Source organism: Pseudomonas sp. BSw22131 (assembly GCF_026810445.1).
Classification (GTDB): Bacteria; Pseudomonadota; Gammaproteobacteria; order Pseudomonadales; family Pseudomonadaceae; genus Aquipseudomonas; species Aquipseudomonas huanghezhanensis.
Genome location: NZ_CP113949.1, coordinates 486,922 through 504,128, shown reverse-complemented (window position 1 = coordinate 504,128; position 17,207 = coordinate 486,922). Strand labels below are relative to the sequence as shown.

Here is a 17,207-nt window from a genome sequence, read left to right as displayed (position 1 = left end):
GAGGCCAACACGGCGACACATCTCCATCGCCTGGACCATTGCTCGCGAATAAATTCGCTCCTACAGAAGTGACCTGCTCATCCAACAGGTTATCGATCGTTGATCAAACCGGCGCAGCGGCGCGGCGTGGGTCGGGCTGTTGATAGGTGTTGGCTGCGGCTTCCTCGATGGCCAGTTGAATGGCTTTCTTACGGTTGTTCTCGGCCCGACGGCTGAAGAACCACACCAGAAAGGTCGCCATCGACACCGCCAGCAGAATCAGGCTCGCCACCGCGTTGATCTCAGGCTTCACGCCCAGACGTACGGCCGAGAACACTTCCATCGGCAAGGTCGTAGATCCCGGGCCTGACACAAAGCTGGCCAGCACCAGGTCATCCAGCGACAGCGCGAACGACATCATCGCCCCCGCTGCCAGAGACGGCGCGATCATCGGAATGGTGATCAGGAGAAACACCTTCCATGGCCGCGCTCCCAAGTCCATGGCAGCCTCTTCAATCGACATGTCCAGCTCGCGCAAGCGCGCCGACACCACGACGGCCACGTAGGCCGCGCAGAAGGTCGTGTGGGCGATCCAGATGGTGACGACGCCGCGTTCCTGCGGCCAGCCGATCAACTGCGCCATCGCCACAAACAGCAGCAACAGCGACAGGCCGGTGATCACTTCCGGCATCACCAGTGGCGCCGTCACCAGCCCGCCAAAGAACGTGCGTCCCTTGAAATGGGTGATACGGGTCAGCACAAATGCCGCCATGGTGCCCAATGCCACGGCCGCAATCGCCGTGTAACAGGCGATCTCCAGCGAGCGCATGACCGCGCTCATCAGTTGCGTGTTGTCGAGCAGGCCGACATACCACTTCACGGACCAGCCGCCCCAGACTGTCACCAGCTTGGAGGCGTTGAACGAGTAAATCACCAGAATGACCATGGGCGCGTAGATGAAAATCAGGCCCAGGACCAACATCAGGTTCGAGAATCGGAAGCCTCTCATGCTTTGCCCTCCAGCTCTTTGGCCTGGCTGCGGTTGAACAGAATGATCGGCACGATGAGGATCAACAGCATCACCACCGCCAGCGCGGAAGCCACCGGCCAGTCTCGGTTATTGAAGAACTCTTGCCACAGGACTTTACCGATCATCAGCGTCTCGGGGCCGCCCAGCAGCTCAGGAATAACGAACTCGCCCACCACCGGAATGAACACCAGCATGCAGCCGGCGATGATGCCGTTCTTGGACAGCGGCACGGTGATTTTCCAGAAGCTGTTGAACGTGCTCGAACCCAAATCGGAAGCAGCCTCCAGCAGGCTCTGATCGTGTTTCACCAGGTTGGCGTAAAGCGGCAGGATCATGAACGGCAGATAGCTGTAAACGACGCCGATATAAACCGCCAGGTTGGTATTGAGGATCTGCAACGGTTCGTTGATCAGCCCCAGCCACATCAGGAACGCATTGAGCAGGCCGTTGTTGCTGAGAATGCCCATCCACGCGTAGACGCGAATCAGGATAGCGGTCCAGGTCGGCATCATGATCAGCAGCAGCAAGACGGTTTGCATCTCCTTGCGCGCAATGGAGATGCCGTACGCCATTGGATAGCCGATCAGCAAGCACAGCAGCGTGCTGAAAAACGCCATCTTCAGCGAGCCCAGATACGCCGATATGTACAGGTCGTCGCCGGTCAACAGCGCGTAGTTGGCGAAGTTGAGGACGATGTCGAGCTTCTGCTCGACGTAGGTGAATATCTCGGTGTACGGCGGAATCGCGACGTCAGCCTCGGCGAAACTGATCTTGATGACGATCAGAAACGGCAGCGCGAAAAACAGAAACAACCAGAGAAACGGAACGCCAATGACCACCTGCCGGCCATTAGGGGTTATTCGATCGAGCGCTCGTTTAATCTTTCTCAGTTTCATGAGCGCAGTACCACGCCGGAATCGTCTTCCCACCAGACATAGACTTCGTCGTCCCAGGTGGGTCTTGCGCCGCGACGCTCGGCGTTGGCGACAAAGGACTGCACCAGCTTGCCGCAAGCCAGTTTCACGTAGAACACCGAGTGGCCGCCGAGGTAGGCGATGTCATGCACCTTGCCACGCGACCAGTTGTACTCGTAGGTCGGCTGTTCAGTGGTGATCAGCAGCTTTTCCGGGCGAATGGCGTAAGTGATGTGCTTGTCTTCCAGCGACGTACTGACGCCGTGGCCGACGTAGATCTCACGCTCCAGCTCAGGGCTGCGGATCAGCGCGTGGCCTTCCATGTCCTCGATCACCTCGCCGTCGAACAGGTTGACGTTGCCGATGAACTCACACACCAGGCGGCTGGTCGGTGTCTCGTAGATGTCGACCGGGCTGCCGATTTGCGCGATCCAGCCCAGGTGCATGATCGCAATGCGCTGGGCCATGGTCATGGCTTCTTCCTGGTCGTGCGTCACCATCACGCAGGTCACACCGACCCGCTCGATGATTTCCACCAGTTCCAGCTGCATCTGTGAGCGCAGTTTCTTGTCCAGCGCGCCCATCGGCTCGTCGAGTAGCAACAGCTTGGGCTTTTTCGCCAGTGAGCGCGCCAGTGCCACACGCTGACGCTGCCCGCCGGACAGCTGGTGTGGCTTGCGCTTGGCGTACTGGGTCATCTGCACCAGCTTGAGCATTTCGTCGACGCGGGTTTGGACCTCACTTTTGGGCAGCTTGTCCTGCTGCAAGCCGAAAGCGATGTTCTGCGCCACGGTCATATGCGGAAAGAGCGCGTAGGACTGGAACATCATGTTGATCGGACGCTCGTACGGCGGCATGTCGGTAATGTCGACGCCATCGAGGTAAATGCGGCCTTCGGTAGGACGCTCAAAGCCTGCCAGCATGCGCAGCAGCGTGGACTTGCCCGAGCCAGAGCCGCCGAGCAAGGCGAATATCTCGCCCTTGTTGATCTGCAGAGACACATCGTCCACAGCAACCGTCTCGTCGAATTTTTTCGTGACGCGGTCGATTTTGACCAGCACCTGCTTGGGTTGCTGATCGCCTTCGAGGGCTTTTTTGTAGGCGCCGGAGGCAACTGCCATGGGTGAAACTCCCAACGGGTGTGCAACCCGGCCTGCATGGCCGGGCGCTAGGTATTTATTTACCGGACTTGATCTTGGTCCAGCTGCGAGTCATCAAACGCTGAATCTTGGGCGGTAATTCGGAGTTCACAAACAACCGGTCCTGAACGTCCTTGGGCGGATAAACCGCTTCATCGGTGCGGATTGCCTGGTCCATCAGCTCGCCAGACGCAGGGTTCGGGTTAGCGTATCCGACCTGATCGCTCACTTTGGCGATCACTTCAGGCTTGAGGATGTAGTTGATGAATGCGTGCGCTGCTTTCACATCCGGGGCATCGGCTGGAATCGCCAGCATGTCGAACCACAGGTTGCCGCCTTCCTTGGGAATCGCGTAAGCGATGTTGACGCCCTTACCCGCTTCCTCGGCACGCGCTTTGGCCTGGAAAACGTCGCCGGAGAAGCCAGCCGCGACACAGATCTCGCCGTTGGCCAGGTCCGAGATGTATTTGGAGGAGTTGAAGTAGGTCACGTAAGGACGCACTTTGAGCAGCTTCTCTTCAGCCTTTTTGTAGTCGGCTTCGTTGGTGCTGTTGGGGCTCAAACCCATATAGTTGAGCACCGCAGGCAGCATTTCATCGGCAGAGTCGAGGAAAGCGACGCCGCATTTCTGCAGTTTTTTGATGTTCTCGGGCTCAAACAGCACGGCCCAGGAATCGATGGTGTCGACGCCCAGCGCAGCCTTCACCTTGTCGACGTTGTAACCAATGCCGTTTGTGCCCCACAGATAGGGCACGGCGTACTGATTACCCGGATCGTTTTTTTCCAGGCGCTTGAGCAGTGCGGGGTCGAGGTTTTTGTAGTTGGGGAGTTGCGATTTGTCGAGCTTCTGGAACGCACCGGCCTTGATCTGTTTGCCAAGGAAGTGGTTGGACGGCACCACCACGTCATAACCGGTGTGACCGGCGAGCAGCTTGCCTTCCAGGGTTTCATTGGAGTCGAAGACGTCGTACTTGGTCTTGATTCCGGTGGTCGTTTCAAAGTCCGCCAAGGTGTCGGTGCCGATGTAATCGGACCAGTTATAAATGCGTACAGTGGACTGCGCCATCGCACTGACGGCGAACGTCAGGCCAGCGCCCAGCAGCAGGCCTTTTGAAAGTAAAGAAATAGACACGTTTGCAGTCCTTTTTTAGTGGCCAGCACGGGACCTGTAGGAGCTAACTTGTTGGCGAGAAATCAATACGGTGTTTCAGTGACACCGCATCGCGAACAAGTTCGCTCCTACAGGGGTTTGCGTCGTCGGGGACGACGTAAACCGGCTTACTTACCCGATTTAATGTTGGTCCAGCTGCGCGTCATGATCCGCTGCGTTGCCGCAGGCAGGTCAGCGATTGCGTACAGTTTCGCCAGCACGTCAGCAGGTGGATATACGCCTGGGTCAGAGGTGATGTCCTTGTCGACGAACTCGGTCGCAGCGGCGTTGCCGTTCGGGAAGTGCACGGCGTTGGTGATCTCGGCCATGACTTTGGGCTGCAGGATGAAGTTCATGAACTTGTAGGCGCCTTCGACGTTTTCGGCGTCTTTAGGGATCGCGATCATGTCGTAGAAGCTGCCAGCACCTTCTTTCGGAATGTTGTAGCTGACCTTGACCTTGCCGCCCGCTTCTTCAGCACGCGCCTTGGCCTGATAGATGTCACCCGAGTAACCCACGGCTACGCAGATGTTGCCGTTTGCCAGGTCTGAGATGTACTTGGAGGAGTGAAAGTAGGTGACCGAAGGACGAATCTTCTTGAACAGATCTTCGGCTTTGGCGATGTCTTCTTTCTTCTGGGAATCGGTTGGCAAGCCCAGGTAGTGCAGCGCGACCGGCAACATTTCGGTTGGCGAATCGAGGAAGCTGATGCCGCACTTCTTCAGCTTGGCTGCGTTTTCAGGCTTGAACAGCAAGTCCCAGGAATCCACGGGGGCATCGGCACCCAGGGCGGCCTTGACCTTCTCGGCGTTGAAGCCAATACCGATCGAACCCCACATGTACGGGAAGGCGTGCTTGTTGTCCGGATCGCTGACCGACACGGCCTTGAGCAGCGCAGGATTGAGATTTTTGTAGTTGGAGAGCTTGGTCTTGTCGAGCTCCTGGTACACGCCGGCTTTGATCTGTTTGGCGAGGAAGTTGTTGGACGGCACGACGATGTCGTAACCGGACTTGCCCGCGAGCAGCTTGGCTTCCAGGGTTTCATTGCTGTCGAACACGTCGTAGACGACTTTGATGCCCGACTCTTTTTCGAAATCGGCGATGGTGTTCGGTGCGATGTAGTCGGACCAGTTGTAGACGTGGAGCACTTTGTCGTCGGCCTGAGCAGCTGCGGCCACTGCGCCCATCAGCGATAGCGCGAGGAGGGTTTTGCCAAATATCTTCATGCGTACAGCTCCAATATTAATCACGACCGTTAGGGTAGCGGCTTCTAGCCAGTAGTCTGGCAATTTCCAAAGTGATCTTTCAAGCCGGCGTTCATGAAACTGCACATGACTGTCTGATCAATACCGCCCTGTAGGAGCGCGCTTGCCCGCGATTATGTCGGGTCGGTCGACATTGTCGTATCTGACCCAACGATTTCGCGGGCAAGCGCGCTCCTACAGCTAATCGTCATTCACGCTTGCAACGCTTCGAACGTCAGGTCCAGGCACTTGCGCGCCTTCTCGATCAACTCGTCGATCTCGGCAAAGCTGATCACAAGCGGCGGCGAGATAATCATCGTGTCCCCGACCGCCCGCATGATCAGGCCGTTATTGAAGCAAAAAGTGCGGCACATCATGCCGGCGCCTTTGCCTTCAAAACGTTTGCGAGTGGCTTTTTCCTGCACCAGTTCAATGGCACCCAGCAGCCCCACACCGCGCACTTCCCCCACCAGCGGGTGATCGCTCAGCTCTCGTAGACGCTTTTGCAAGTATGGTGCCGTTTCAGCTTTCACCCTTTCAACGATTTTTTCGTCGCGCAGGATGCGGATGTTCTCAAGCCCCACTGCCGCCGACACCGGATGACCGGAGTAGGTGAATCCGTGGTTGAAATCGCCGCCCTCGTTGAGCACCGCGACGAACTCATCGCGCACGATCACGCCGCCCATGGGGATATAGCCCGATGTCAGGCCTTTGGCGATGGTCATCAAGTCTGGCTTGAGGCCGTAGAAATCGCTGCCGAACCACTCCCCGGTGCGGCCGAAACCACAGATCACTTCGTCAGCCGCAAACAGAATGTCGTATTTGGCGAGGATCTCTTTGATCTTGGGCCAGTAGGTGTCGGGCGGAACGATCACGCCGCCTGCGCCCTGAATCGGCTCGGCGATGAAAGCGCCCACGTTGTCGACGCCCAGCTCAAGGATCTTCTTCTCCAATTGCTCGGCCGCCCAGACACCAAACTCGTCCGGCGTCATGTCGCCGCCTTCGCCAAACCAGTACGGCTGGGGAATGTGCACGATACCCGGGATCGGCAAGTCGCCTTGCTCGTGCATGTAGGCCATCCCGCCCAGGCTCGCGCCGGCAACCGTCGATCCGTGATAACCGTTGACGCGGCTGATGATGACTTTCTTGCTCGGCTTGCCCTTGATTGCCCAGTAATGGCGAACCATACGCAGCACAGTGTCGTTGCCCTCTGAGCCGGAGCCGGTGAAAAACACATGGTTCATGCCTTCAGGCGCGACGTCGGAGATGGCTTTGGCCAGTTGCAATGCAGGCGGGTGGGCAGTCTGGAAGAACATGTTGTAGTAGGGCAATTCACGCATTTGCTTGCTGGCGGCATCGGCCAGCTCTTCCCGGCCATAGCCGATGGCTACACACCACAGGCCAGCCATGCCGTCGAGAATCTTGTTGCCTTCACTGTCCCAGAGGTAAACACCCTTGGCGTGGGTGATGATGCGCGGGCCTTTCTCTTTAAGCTGTTTGAAGTCGCTGAACGGCGCCAGGTGATGCTCGCTGCTGAGGGTCTGCCATTCGAGAGTTTGCGGGTTGTTCGAACTCATGTAGCGCTCCAGATTCGGGTATTGCGTTCAGGCACTGCGGACCTGGTTGTGCAGGTCGGTCGGCGCCTGAGATCGTCAGACGGCAAAAAGCAGGAATTCCCGCTCCCACGAACTGATCACGCGTTTGAAGTTTTCGTGCTCGGCGCGCTTGACCGCGACGTAGCCTTTAATGAATTTCTCGCCGAGGTACTTCTCGACGGTCTTACTGTTTTCCATCCGCTCCAGCGCGTCCTCGATGGTCAACGGCAAGCGCAGGTTGCGACGCTCGTAACCACGGCCCACCACCGGCGCGCTGGGATTCATACCCTCGACCATGCCGATGAATCCGCACAACAAGCTGGCCGCAATCGCCAGATACGGATTGGCATCAGCGCCTGGCAGACGGTTCTCGACCCGACGGTTTTGCGGCCCGGCATCCGGGACACGCAGGCCGACGGTGCGGTTTTCTTCGCCCCACTCCACGTTCACCGGCGCGGAAGTATCCGGTAGGAAACGGCGGAACGAATTGACGTTGGGCGCGAACAGCGGCAACAGCTCGGGGATGAGTTTTTGCAGGCCACCGATGTGGTGCAGGAACAACTGACTCATGGTCCCGTCTTCATTTGAGAAGATGTTCTTGCCGGTTTCGATGTCGATGATGCTCTGGTGCAGGTGCATGGCGCTGCCCGGCTCACCGGTCATCGGCTTGGCCATGAACGTCGCGGCAACATCGTGTTTGAGTGCGGCCTCGCGCATGGTGCGCTTGAACACCAGAATCTGGTCGGCCAGGGAAAGCGCATCACCGTGACGGAAGTTGATTTCCATCTGCGCAGTGCCGTCTTCGTGAATCAACGTGTCGAGATCGAGATTCTGCAGCTCGCACCAGTCGTAGACGTCTTCGAACAGCGGATCGAATTCGTTGGCGGCTTCGATGGAAAACGATTGGCGACCGGTTTCCGGACGTCCAGAGCGGCCGATGGGTGGCTGTAACGGATAGTCGGGATCGTCACTGCGCTTGGTGAGGTAAAACTCCATCTCGGGCGCCACAATCGGCTGCCAGCCTTGATCGGCGTAGAGCTTCAGAACTTTCTTTAGGACGTTGCGCGGCGACAGCTCGATAGGGTTGCCCTGCTTGTCGTAGGTGTCGTGGATCACCTGCGCAGTGGGCTCTATGGCCCAAGGCACCACAAACACCGCGTTCTGATCAGGGCGGCAGAACATGTCGATGTCCGCCGGGTCGAGCAATTCGTAATAAATGTCGTCTTCGACGTAGTCGCCGGTCACGGTCTGCAGCAAAACACTTTCCGGCAAGCGCATGCCCTTTTCGGCGATGAACTTGTTAGTCGGTGAAATCTTGCCGCGCGTGATACCGGTGAGGTCGGCGATCATGCATTCGACTTCCGTAATCCTGTGTTCTTTCAACCAATCGGTGAGCTGGTCGAGGTTGGTACTCATAAATACCTCAGGGTTTCAGTTCCTGATGGCCGTCATGGCGACCAGGCGTTTTTGACGCTCAAGCGTTACATCGTGTTGCTCGCTTTCGACGGGCATCGCCAACTGCCCGGACGATTGAAAGATAGCCGGGTTTCTCCACGGAGCGCGAATAAGGGGTAAGGTGGTGCGCAGATGCCCGCTGTGACGCTTGGCAATCTATGATCCGTCATGGTCATTGAAGTGCTGGAGCAGCGCAGGAGAATACGGCCGGGAGAGGGCGATCTTTCGAAAAAGGAGGGTGTTTCAAAGGGACCGAACAGCGCCGCCAGCGGTGGCAGAATCAGCGGCAGGCGAGACATGTGACCCCCGGTATTGTTGCTGTTATGGGTTGCAATCGAGCTTAGCCTTGTTCATTTTTTTACACAACACCCCCGTAAAAAATACAACACAGCCTGTTAAGTCCCGCCAATCCGGTCATATCAAGGTGGTAAAAGTTGCCCTAAAGTGCGGCAAAAAACCCCGTCCGGCGCCCTTTTAGGGCAAATCAGGGCTCTCTTGACTTCATGTGGGCTTTCGGATTGACTGAAACCCGTAATGCTCGATGATTGATATTTTCAACAACAAAGGTGTTGCATCATGTCGGTACCCCCGCGTGCCGTTCAGCTCAACGAAGCGAACGCGTTCCTTAAGGAACATCCTGAGGTTCTATACGTTGACCTTCTGATTGCAGATATGAATGGAGTGGTGCGCGGCAAGCGCATCGAACGCACCAGCCTCCATAAGGTTTACGAGAAAGGCATCAACCTCCCAGCTTCTCTTTTCGCTCTGGATATCAACGGCTCAACGGTGGAAAGCACCGGTCTGGGTCTGGACATCGGTGACGCAGACCGAATCTGTTATCCAATTCCCGACACTCTCTGCAATGAGCCCTGGCAGAAGCGTCCTACCGCACAACTCTTGATGACCATGCACGAACTGGAAGGCACGCCCTTCTTTGCCGACCCGCGTGAAGTATTGCGCCAGGTCGTCAGCAAGTTCGATGAAATGGGTCTGACCATTTGCGCTGCGTTCGAACTCGAGTTCTACCTGATCGATCAGGAGAACGTGAACGGCCGTCCGCAACCTCCGCGCTCGCCGATTTCCGGCAAACGCCCGCACTCGACACAGGTCTACCTGATCGACGACCTCGACGAATACGTCGACTGCCTCCAGGACATTCTGGAAGGTGCGAAAGAGCAAGGCATCCCTGCCGACGCGATCGTCAAGGAAAGCGCCCCGGCGCAGTTCGAAGTGAACCTGCACCATACCGCTGATGCTCTGAAGGCCTGCGACTACGCGGTATTGCTCAAGCGTCTGATCAAGAACATCGCCTACGACCATGAGATGGACACCACCTTCATGGCCAAGCCGTATCCTGGCCAGGCGGGTAATGGTCTGCACGTTCACATCTCGATCCTGGATCGCGATGGCAAAAACATTTTCACCAGCGAGGATCCCGAGCAGAACGCCGCATTACGTCATGCGATCGGCGGTGTGCTCGAGACCCTACCGGCTCAGATGGCGTTCATGTGCCCGAACGTCAACTCGTATCGCCGGTTCGGTGCTCAGTTCTATGTGCCTAACTCGCCTTGCTGGGGCCTGGACAACCGTACGGTCGCCGTTCGCGTACCGACCGGCACGCCAGACTCAGTGCGCATCGAACACCGGGTTGCCGGTGCAGATGCAAACCCTTACCTGCTGATGGCGTCGGTGCTGGCTGGTATACACCACGGCCTGACCAACAAGATCGAGCCCGGCCCGCCCGTGGAAGGCAACTCCTACGAGCAGAACGAGCAAAGCCTGCCGAACAACCTGCGCGATGCACTGCGCGAGCTGGACGACAGTGAAGTCATGGCCAAATACATCGATCCGAAGTACATCGATATCTTTGTCGCCTGCAAGGAAAGCGAGCTGGAGGAGTTCGAGCACTCCATCTCCGACCTTGAGTACAACTGGTACCTGCACACCGTGTAACTGCGGCGTGAAGTAAAAAGAACGCCGCTGGCCTGTGAAGGTTGGCGGCGTTTTTTATTGTGGACGGCAACGCGAAGGGCGGCGTTGCTTACGCGGACGCTATCGCGAGCAAGCCCCCTCCCACAAAACTTGTCTGTCACCCCGGTACGCCCGGTTGATTACAAAATAAGTGGGAGGGAGCTTGCTCGCAAGGCTTCATCTCGGACACCGCTGTACAATCCCCCAACCCCGCGCCTCAGAGATGCTTCGATGACCCGCCTCGCCCCTCCTCGCAAACCTCGCGCACGCAGTCAGGCACGGATCGATTCGATCCACGATGCAGCGCGCGCGTTGCTGGCGGCAGAAGGTGTGGCAAGCCTGTCGATCTACAGCGTGGCCGAGCGCGCAGGGATTCCGCCGTCTTCGGTCTATCACTTTTTCGCCAGCGTTCCGGCGTTGCTGGAGGCGCTGACCGCCGACGTACACGCAGCCTTTCGCGAGAGTCTGGAGCAGCCCATCGAGCACGCAGCCTTGAACGGCTGGCGTGACCTGTCGCGACTGGTCGAGACGCGCATGCTGGACATCTACAAACAAGACGCGGCCGCTCAGCAACTGATCCTGGCGCAACACGGACTGACGGAAGTCACCCAGGCAGACCGCCAGCACGACATAGAGCTGGGCAATCTCATGCACGCACTCTTCGACCGGCATTTCCAGTTGCCCGCCCTGCCCGATGACGTCGACGTATTCGCCTTGGCCATTGAACTGGCCGACCGGGTATACGCACGCTCAGTGCAACTGCATGACGAAATCACCGAACGCATGGCAGAGGAAGGCATGCGCGTGTTTGATGCCTATCTGAGCCTGTACCTGCCGCCGTATCTCCCCAAGCAAACGCTGCCACTGTAGGAGCGAACTTGTTCGCGAGGCGGCGTGTCAGGCATAACGCAGTCAGCCTTTCGCCAACAAGTTGGCTCCTACAAAAGACCGCTAGGCAAACGCTGTCCCTGTAGGAGCGAACTTGTTCGCGAGGCGCCGTGTCAGGCGTAACGCAGTCAGCCTTTCGCCAACAAGTTGGCTCTAAAGAGGACCGCAGCGCCGCGAAATACACAAAAAAACCCGAAGGGCTTGCGCGCTTCGGGGCTGAGGGTGATGCACCGATTACAACTTGGCGATCGATACCTCGGTGGACTTCACGAACGCGATCACTTCGCTGCCAACCACCAGTTCCAGCTCTTTGACGGAGCGAGTGGTGATGACCGAAGTAACGACGCCCGATGCGGTTTGCACGTCGATTTCCGAGAGCACGTCACCGAAGACGATTTCCTTGATGGTGCCTTTGAACTGGTTACGCACGTTGATGGCTTTGATAGTCATGATGAGGCTTCCTGTTTGGGATCAGTGTCCGACGCCAGATGGCGCCATGGTTAATTGGCCCAGCGCAATTGCGTGGGCAACGGTGAAAAGGGTTCGGGTTCTGGCGGCGATCCGGGGATCGACAGCACACGATTGAGGACTTCGGTTTCCAGTGCAGCCAGGCGATAAGAGCCGCGAGCTCGAGGCCGCGGCAGATCGATCAGCAGGTCGAGGCCAATTTCGCCGTCCTCGATCAGCAATACGCGATCGGCAATCGCCACCGCTTCGCTCACGTCGTGGGTCACCAGCAACACCGTAAAGCCGTGTTGCTGCCACAGACGCTCGATCAACTGCTGCATTTCGATACGGGTCAGTGCGTCCAGCGCCCCAAGCGGTTCGTCGAGCAACAGCAGGCGCGGTCGATGAATCAGCGCACGGGCCAGGGCAACACGTTGTTTTTGCCCGCCGGACAGCGCAGCCGGCCACTCATTGGCGCGCTCGGCCAGGCCAACCGCTTCAAGCGCTTCAAGGGCTTTTGAACGCCAGTCGCCACTGAGCCCCAGCCCAACGTTATCGATGACTTTTTTCCAGGGCAGCAACCGCGCCTCTTGGAACATCAACCGTGTGTCTTCTCGCGCATCGGCCAGCGCAGCCGAGCCTGCCAGCAGTTGCCCGGAGGTAGGTTTGTCGAGCCCGGCCAACAGGCGCAGTAACGTGCTTTTGCCACAACCACTGCGCCCGACCACGGCCACAAACTGACCAGCCGGAATGTGCAGGTCGATGTCTTTCAGGACTTCCCGCACGGCGAAGGTTTTCTTCAGATTGCGCACCTTTAACGGGATGCCGCGTAACAGGTTCGCCGGTTGTTGAAGATTGTTCATGCCGCACCACCTTTAGCCACTTGATACGCCGGGTGCCAACGCAGGCAGACCCGCTCCAGACCCCGCGCCGCGAGGTCCGCCAGTTTGCCGAGCACGGCGTACAAAACGATTGCCAGCACCACAACGTCGGTCTGCAGAAACTCCCGGGCGTTCATGGCCAGATAGCCAATGCCGGAGCTGGCGGAGATGGTTTCCGCGACGATCAGCGTCAACCACATGAAGCCGAGCGCAAAACGCACACCCACCAGAATCGACGGCATGGCGCCTGGCAATATCACGTGCCAGAACAGCCGAAAACCAGACATGCCATAGCTGCGGGACATCTCTACCAGGGCCGGATCAATGTTGCGGATGCCGTGGTACGTATTCAGGTAAATCGGGAACAGTGTGCCGAGTGCCACCAGAAACACCTTGGCGGTCTCATCAATGCCGAACCAGAGGATCACCAGCGGGATCAAGGCCAGGTGCGGCACGTTGCGGATCATCTGCACCGAGCTGTCCAGCAAGCGCTCGCCCCACTTAGACAGACCGGTGATGAAGCCCAGTGCCAGGCCGATCCCACCGCCGATGGCAAAGCCAACCCCGGCACGCCAGCCGCTGATTGCCAAATGCGTCCAGATTTCGCCGCTGCGAACCAGATTCACGCCGGCTTCAATCACGGCGCTGGGGGCCGGAAGAATACGCGTCGACAACCCACCGGCACTGACCGCCAGTTGCCACACCGCCAACAGCAAGACCGGAAGCAGCCAGGGCGCCAGTCTGTGAGAAATCTTTTCTACGCTCATGGAGTTGTCTCCTCTCAAAGCCGGGGCTTACTGCGCTTTCGCAACAGCAGTGGGAGGCGTCCAGATCACATCGGCGATGCTGAGCGGTTTGGGGATCAACTTGAGCTGGTAGAACGTGTCGGCAATTTTCTGCTGCGCGGCGACGGTTTCAGGCGTTATGAAACGTGCACCGTAGCCTTGGCGCTTGACCGCAAGGCGGGTGATGTCTTCAGGCAAACCCAACAACGGCGCGACCTGCTGGGTCACTTCCTCGGGATTGGCCTTGGACCATTCGCCGACTGCGCGCACTTCCTCGACCAGCGTCTGGATCACTTTGGGATGCTGCTGCGCGTAGGGTTTGGTCGCCAGATAAAACTGGTTGTTGTCGACGATGCCGGTGCCGTTTCGCAAGGTACGTGCCTGCAATTGCTGCTCGGCTGCGGCCTGGTACGGATCCCAGATCACCCATGCGTCAACACTGCCGCGCTCGAATGCAGCACGCGCATCGGCCGGCGGCAGGAATACGGTCTGGATATCGGTGTATTTCAGGCCAGCCTCTTCCAGCGCACGCACCAACAGGTAGTGGACGTTGGAGCCCTTGTTCAGGACGACTTTCTTGCCTTTGAGGTCCTTAACCGAGCTGATGGGCGAGTCTTTCGGGACAAGAATCGCTTCACTGGTCGGAGCTGGCGGCTCGGAGGCGACGTACAACAAGTCTGCGCCTGCTGCCTGAGCGAATACCGGAGGCGTTTCGCCGGTGACGCCGAAGTCGATGGAGCCTACGTTCAGCCCTTCCAGCAATTGAGGGCCGCCGGGGAATTCGGTCCATTGCACTTGTACGCCCTGGTCAGCGAGTTTCTGTTCCAGAGAGCCTTTGGCTTTGAGCAGCACCAGCGTGCCGTATTTTTGATAACCGATACGTAGCGTGTCGGCTTGAGCTTGAAGAACAACGCCAAAGGAAACTGCCGCGGCAAACAGAGCGACCAGGCTTTGACGCAAAATGACAGTGCGCATGGCACGCTCCTTTGCTGTAGCTATCAGGTGGCACCTGCTCGACCGATGGCGGACAAGTAAGGTGTTGTAGGGGATTTATTGCCGACGAACTCGTCAGGACGGACAGACCATAACAGGAGTTTTTTATTCCTATAAATCTCATTTATTCATTTGTTTAGCACTAAAGGAAATAATAGATTTCGATGTGGGAGGGAGCTTGCTAGTGGAGAGGCCAGTACATCCATAATTTGCCCCGCGTTTGAAATAAAGCCTTCGCGAGCAAGCTCCCTCCCACGGCTTTGCGCTTGTGGCAACAAATCCCAGACGAAAAAAAGGGCCGACGAATCGGCCCGAATATCGTGGTTGAATCTGCTGATCAGCGATTAGGCTGTGGCGTCAGGCGCAAATAGGGCGTGACAGCCTTGTAGCCTTTGGGGAAGCGTTGCTTGATCTCTTCTTCATCCTTGATAGAAGGCACGATCACAACGTCGTCGCCGTCCTGCCAGTTGGCTGGGGTCGCAACCTTGTGGCTGTCGGTCAGCTGCAGCGAGTCGATTACCCGCAGGATCTCGTGAAAATTGCGACCGGTACTGGCCGGGTAGGTGATGGTCAGCCGCACCTTCTTGTTCGGATCGATCACGAACAACGAGCGCACAGTCAGCGTGTCATTGGCATTGGGATGGATCAGGTCGTACAGGTCCGATACTTTGCGATCAGCGTCCGCCAGGATCGGGAAGTTCACCGTGGTGTTTTGCGTGCTGTTGATGTCCTCGATCCACCTGATATGGGAATCGACCGGATCAACCGACAGCGCGATGGCCTTCACGCCGCGCTTGTCGAACTCGCCCTTGAGCTTGGCGGTGAAGCCCAGCTCGGTGGTGCAGACGGGCGTGAAGTCAGCGGGATGGGAAAACAAGACGCCCCAACTGCTGCCCAGCCATTCATGAAACTTGATAGGTCCTTCGCTGGAATCCTGCTCGAAATCCGGGGCAATATCGCCAAGTTTGATACCCATTTTGTGGCTCCTTTGGCTTGAGTTATGGCACCACTGTGCACTGTGGCGACCAAGAAGAAAAAGAATAAATAGCGATGATTCTATTTCTTGGAGGTATAAAAAAGCCCCGCACGAAGCGAGGCTCTTTTTGACTCAACTCAACCGGCTTATTTGAAAGCGTAGGTGTAGTTGAAAATCAGACGGGTCTGATCGGCGTCGGAGATGCGGGTGTTCTGTGCAGCGGTACCGTGGTTGTCGAAGTCCGAACGGTAGTTGGCACGACGCAGGGTAGCGCCGAAGCCTTTCAGAGGACCGTCCTGGAACACGTAGTCGATACGCATGTCACGTTCCCACTCGGAGCTGTCACCAACACCCGATGCACCGCTGGTAGCCTTGATGTTGGTACCGTGCAGGTACGCAATCGCAGCTTTCAGGCCTGGGACGCCCAGGCGTGCGAAGTCATAAGAGTACTGACCGAAGTTGGTGTCTTCGCCAGCACGGGCGAATTGACCGATCATGCTGTCGGTGAACAGGTAGAAGCTCGAACCGCCCTGGCCATCGCTGTGGTTGGTAGCCGAAGAAGCAAGGCCGTTCTTGGTGACGCTGCCCTGGTTCAACCAGACCATGCCGCCGTCGTCGCTCACGCTCTGATGGCCGACCATCAGTGCATGGCCACCCAGGGTGTAGGTGAACATGGCGGACCAGGTCTTGTTGTCCACTTCGCCAGCGTTCTTGGCGTAGCCACCGTTGTTGTTGAAGCGGTAGCCAGTAGCGGCCTGACCGTTCTTGCCATCGGAGCTGCTGTCGAAGTAACGCAGGTCAGTCTTGAACGACTGGTCGTCAGCGATCGGGAAGACGTGTACCAGGCCCAGGAAAGTCTGCTTGTAGAAATCTTCCAGTTGCGAGTGGTAAGCCTGCAAGGTCAGGTCTTTGGTGACCTTCCAGTCAGCGCCCGCGAACATGAAGTTGTTGGAGTCCTGGGTTGCGCCGTTGACCGACAGACCCGAGTAGTTGCTCGAAGCACGAGCAGCCTGATGCTCCAGCTTGCCGGCGTTGAAGGTCACGTTGTCGATTTCTTTCGACTGAATCGTGCCGCCGGTGAAGCTTTGTGGCAGCAGACGACCATCGTTCGATACCAGGATCGGCAGGTTAGGCTGCAGAGCAGTACCGACTTTCAGCTCGGTCTTCGAGAACTTGGCCTTGGCGTTTGCGCCAGTGCGGTTCCAGCTGTCAACCGACGAGCCGTCGGTGTCAGTCGGGAAGAAGGAGTTAGTGGTGGTCGTGTTGTGGTGATCGATACCGCCGCCCAGATGAACGCCAACCATGCTCTGTACATCCAGACCAAAGCCAACGGTGCCTAGGGTGTAGCCGGAGATGAAGTTGAACAGCAGACCAGTAGCCGTTTCGCGCTGATCTTGAGCACGAACGCCTTCACGCAGGTCGTTTTCGAAATACATGGTACGGGAACTGACGGTTGCCTTGCTGTCTTCCAGGAAACCAGCGGCACCAGCCTGAGTGGCCAATACACCTACAGATACGGCCAAGGCCAGGGTGGACTTCTTCATTGCGTTTCGCTCCTCATGAATCTAATTTTTGTATTTCCAGGGTTTGAACGAAAGGCTCAAAACCAAAGATGCGCGATTAGCGCTGGACCCGACTCAGAGAGTCAATGGCCTCAAGACTAATTGACTAGACCGCGTGTACAGCTGGCTGCAAGGTAAGACACACCCCTTAATCCTAAAAAGGCTTAAATGTTCTGCTTTTAGTCAAAACAGACACCT

At 57.4% G+C, this 17,207-nt stretch carries 15 protein-coding genes; 2 read left to right on the top strand and 13 right to left on the bottom strand.

Translation table 11 applies throughout. From position 1 onward, the window contains the following. Nucleotides 1-103 precede the first annotated feature (103 nt). From OYW20_RS02330 to OYW20_RS02300, 7 genes are all read right to left on the bottom strand, one after another. On the bottom strand, nt 104-988 hold the full coding sequence (locus OYW20_RS02330) for an ABC transporter permease subunit (RefSeq protein ID WP_268799131.1): 885 nt from the start codon (nt 986-988) through the stop codon (nt 104-106). Continuing rightward, nucleotides 985-1,905, bottom strand: a complete 921-nt coding sequence (locus tag OYW20_RS02325) for an ABC transporter permease subunit (RefSeq protein WP_268799130.1) — start codon at nt 1,903-1,905, stop codon at nt 985-987. The genes OYW20_RS02330 and OYW20_RS02325 overlap by 4 nt, the downstream gene beginning before the upstream one ends. After that, entirely contained in the window at nt 1,902-3,044 is a 1,143-nt protein-coding gene (gene potA / locus OYW20_RS02320) for a polyamine ABC transporter ATP-binding protein (protein WP_268799129.1), read from the bottom strand. The genes OYW20_RS02325 and potA overlap by 4 nt, the downstream gene beginning before the upstream one ends. 55 nt (nt 3,045-3,099) lie before the next feature. Next, nucleotides 3,100-4,194, bottom strand: a complete 1,095-nt coding sequence (locus OYW20_RS02315) for a polyamine ABC transporter substrate-binding protein (RefSeq protein WP_268799128.1) — start codon at nt 4,192-4,194, stop codon at nt 3,100-3,102. 146 nt (nt 4,195-4,340) lie between these two features. After that, nucleotides 4,341-5,438, bottom strand: coding sequence for a polyamine ABC transporter substrate-binding protein (locus OYW20_RS02310; protein ID WP_268799127.1), 1,098 nt, complete (start codon nt 5,436-5,438; stop codon nt 4,341-4,343). Nucleotides 5,439-5,668: 230 nt separating this feature from the next. Beyond that, the gene (locus tag OYW20_RS02305) at nt 5,669-7,033 is read right to left on the bottom strand and encodes an aspartate aminotransferase family protein (protein ID WP_268799126.1); all 1,365 of its coding nucleotides are present in this window, start codon (nt 7,031-7,033) and stop codon (nt 5,669-5,671) included. Between the two features lie 75 nt (nt 7,034-7,108). Beyond that, the gene (locus OYW20_RS02300; protein ID WP_268799125.1) at nt 7,109-8,467 is read right to left on the bottom strand and encodes a glutamine synthetase family protein; all 1,359 of its coding nucleotides are present in this window, start codon (nt 8,465-8,467) and stop codon (nt 7,109-7,111) included. A 615-nt stretch (nt 8,468-9,082) separates the two neighbouring features. On the opposite strand from OYW20_RS02300, the gene OYW20_RS02295 reads away from it, so the two are divergent. Both OYW20_RS02295 and OYW20_RS02290 read left to right on the top strand, forming a co-directional pair. Next, entirely contained in the window at nt 9,083-10,459 is a 1,377-nt protein-coding gene (locus OYW20_RS02295) for a glutamine synthetase family protein (protein WP_268799124.1), read from the top strand. 249 nt (nt 10,460-10,708) lie between these two features. Then, nucleotides 10,709-11,347: a TetR/AcrR family transcriptional regulator gene (locus OYW20_RS02290; protein WP_268799123.1), complete on the top strand. Its 639-nt coding sequence runs from the start codon at nt 10,709-10,711 to the stop codon at nt 11,345-11,347. Nucleotides 11,348-11,599: 252 nt separating this feature from the next. On the opposite strand, the gene OYW20_RS02285 is transcribed toward OYW20_RS02290, so the two are convergent. From OYW20_RS02285 to OYW20_RS02260, 6 genes are all read right to left on the bottom strand, one after another. Further along, complete coding sequence (locus tag OYW20_RS02285) at nt 11,600-11,815, bottom strand: TOBE domain-containing protein (protein ID WP_133773552.1); 216 nt, start codon at nt 11,813-11,815, stop codon at nt 11,600-11,602. A 50-nt stretch (nt 11,816-11,865) separates the two neighbouring features. Continuing rightward, nucleotides 11,866-12,675, bottom strand: coding sequence for an aliphatic sulfonates ABC transporter ATP-binding protein (ssuB, locus tag OYW20_RS02280; protein WP_268799122.1), 810 nt, complete (start codon nt 12,673-12,675; stop codon nt 11,866-11,868). Beyond that, complete coding sequence (ssuC, locus tag OYW20_RS02275) at nt 12,672-13,460, bottom strand: aliphatic sulfonate ABC transporter permease SsuC (RefSeq protein ID WP_268799121.1); 789 nt, start codon at nt 13,458-13,460, stop codon at nt 12,672-12,674. Before ssuC ends, ssuB begins: the two co-directional genes overlap by 4 nt. Nucleotides 13,461-13,487: 27 nt before the next feature. Then, on the bottom strand, nt 13,488-14,453 hold the full coding sequence (locus OYW20_RS02270) for a sulfonate ABC transporter substrate-binding protein (RefSeq protein ID WP_268799120.1): 966 nt from the start codon (nt 14,451-14,453) through the stop codon (nt 13,488-13,490). A 355-nt stretch (nt 14,454-14,808) separates the two neighbouring features. After that, nucleotides 14,809-15,447, bottom strand: coding sequence for a peroxiredoxin (locus OYW20_RS02265; protein ID WP_268799119.1), 639 nt, complete (start codon nt 15,445-15,447; stop codon nt 14,809-14,811). A gap of 146 nt (nt 15,448-15,593) precedes the next feature. Next, nucleotides 15,594-16,991, bottom strand: coding sequence for an OprD family outer membrane porin (locus OYW20_RS02260; protein WP_268799118.1), 1,398 nt, complete (start codon nt 16,989-16,991; stop codon nt 15,594-15,596). Between the last annotated feature and the right edge of the window lie 216 nt (nt 16,992-17,207).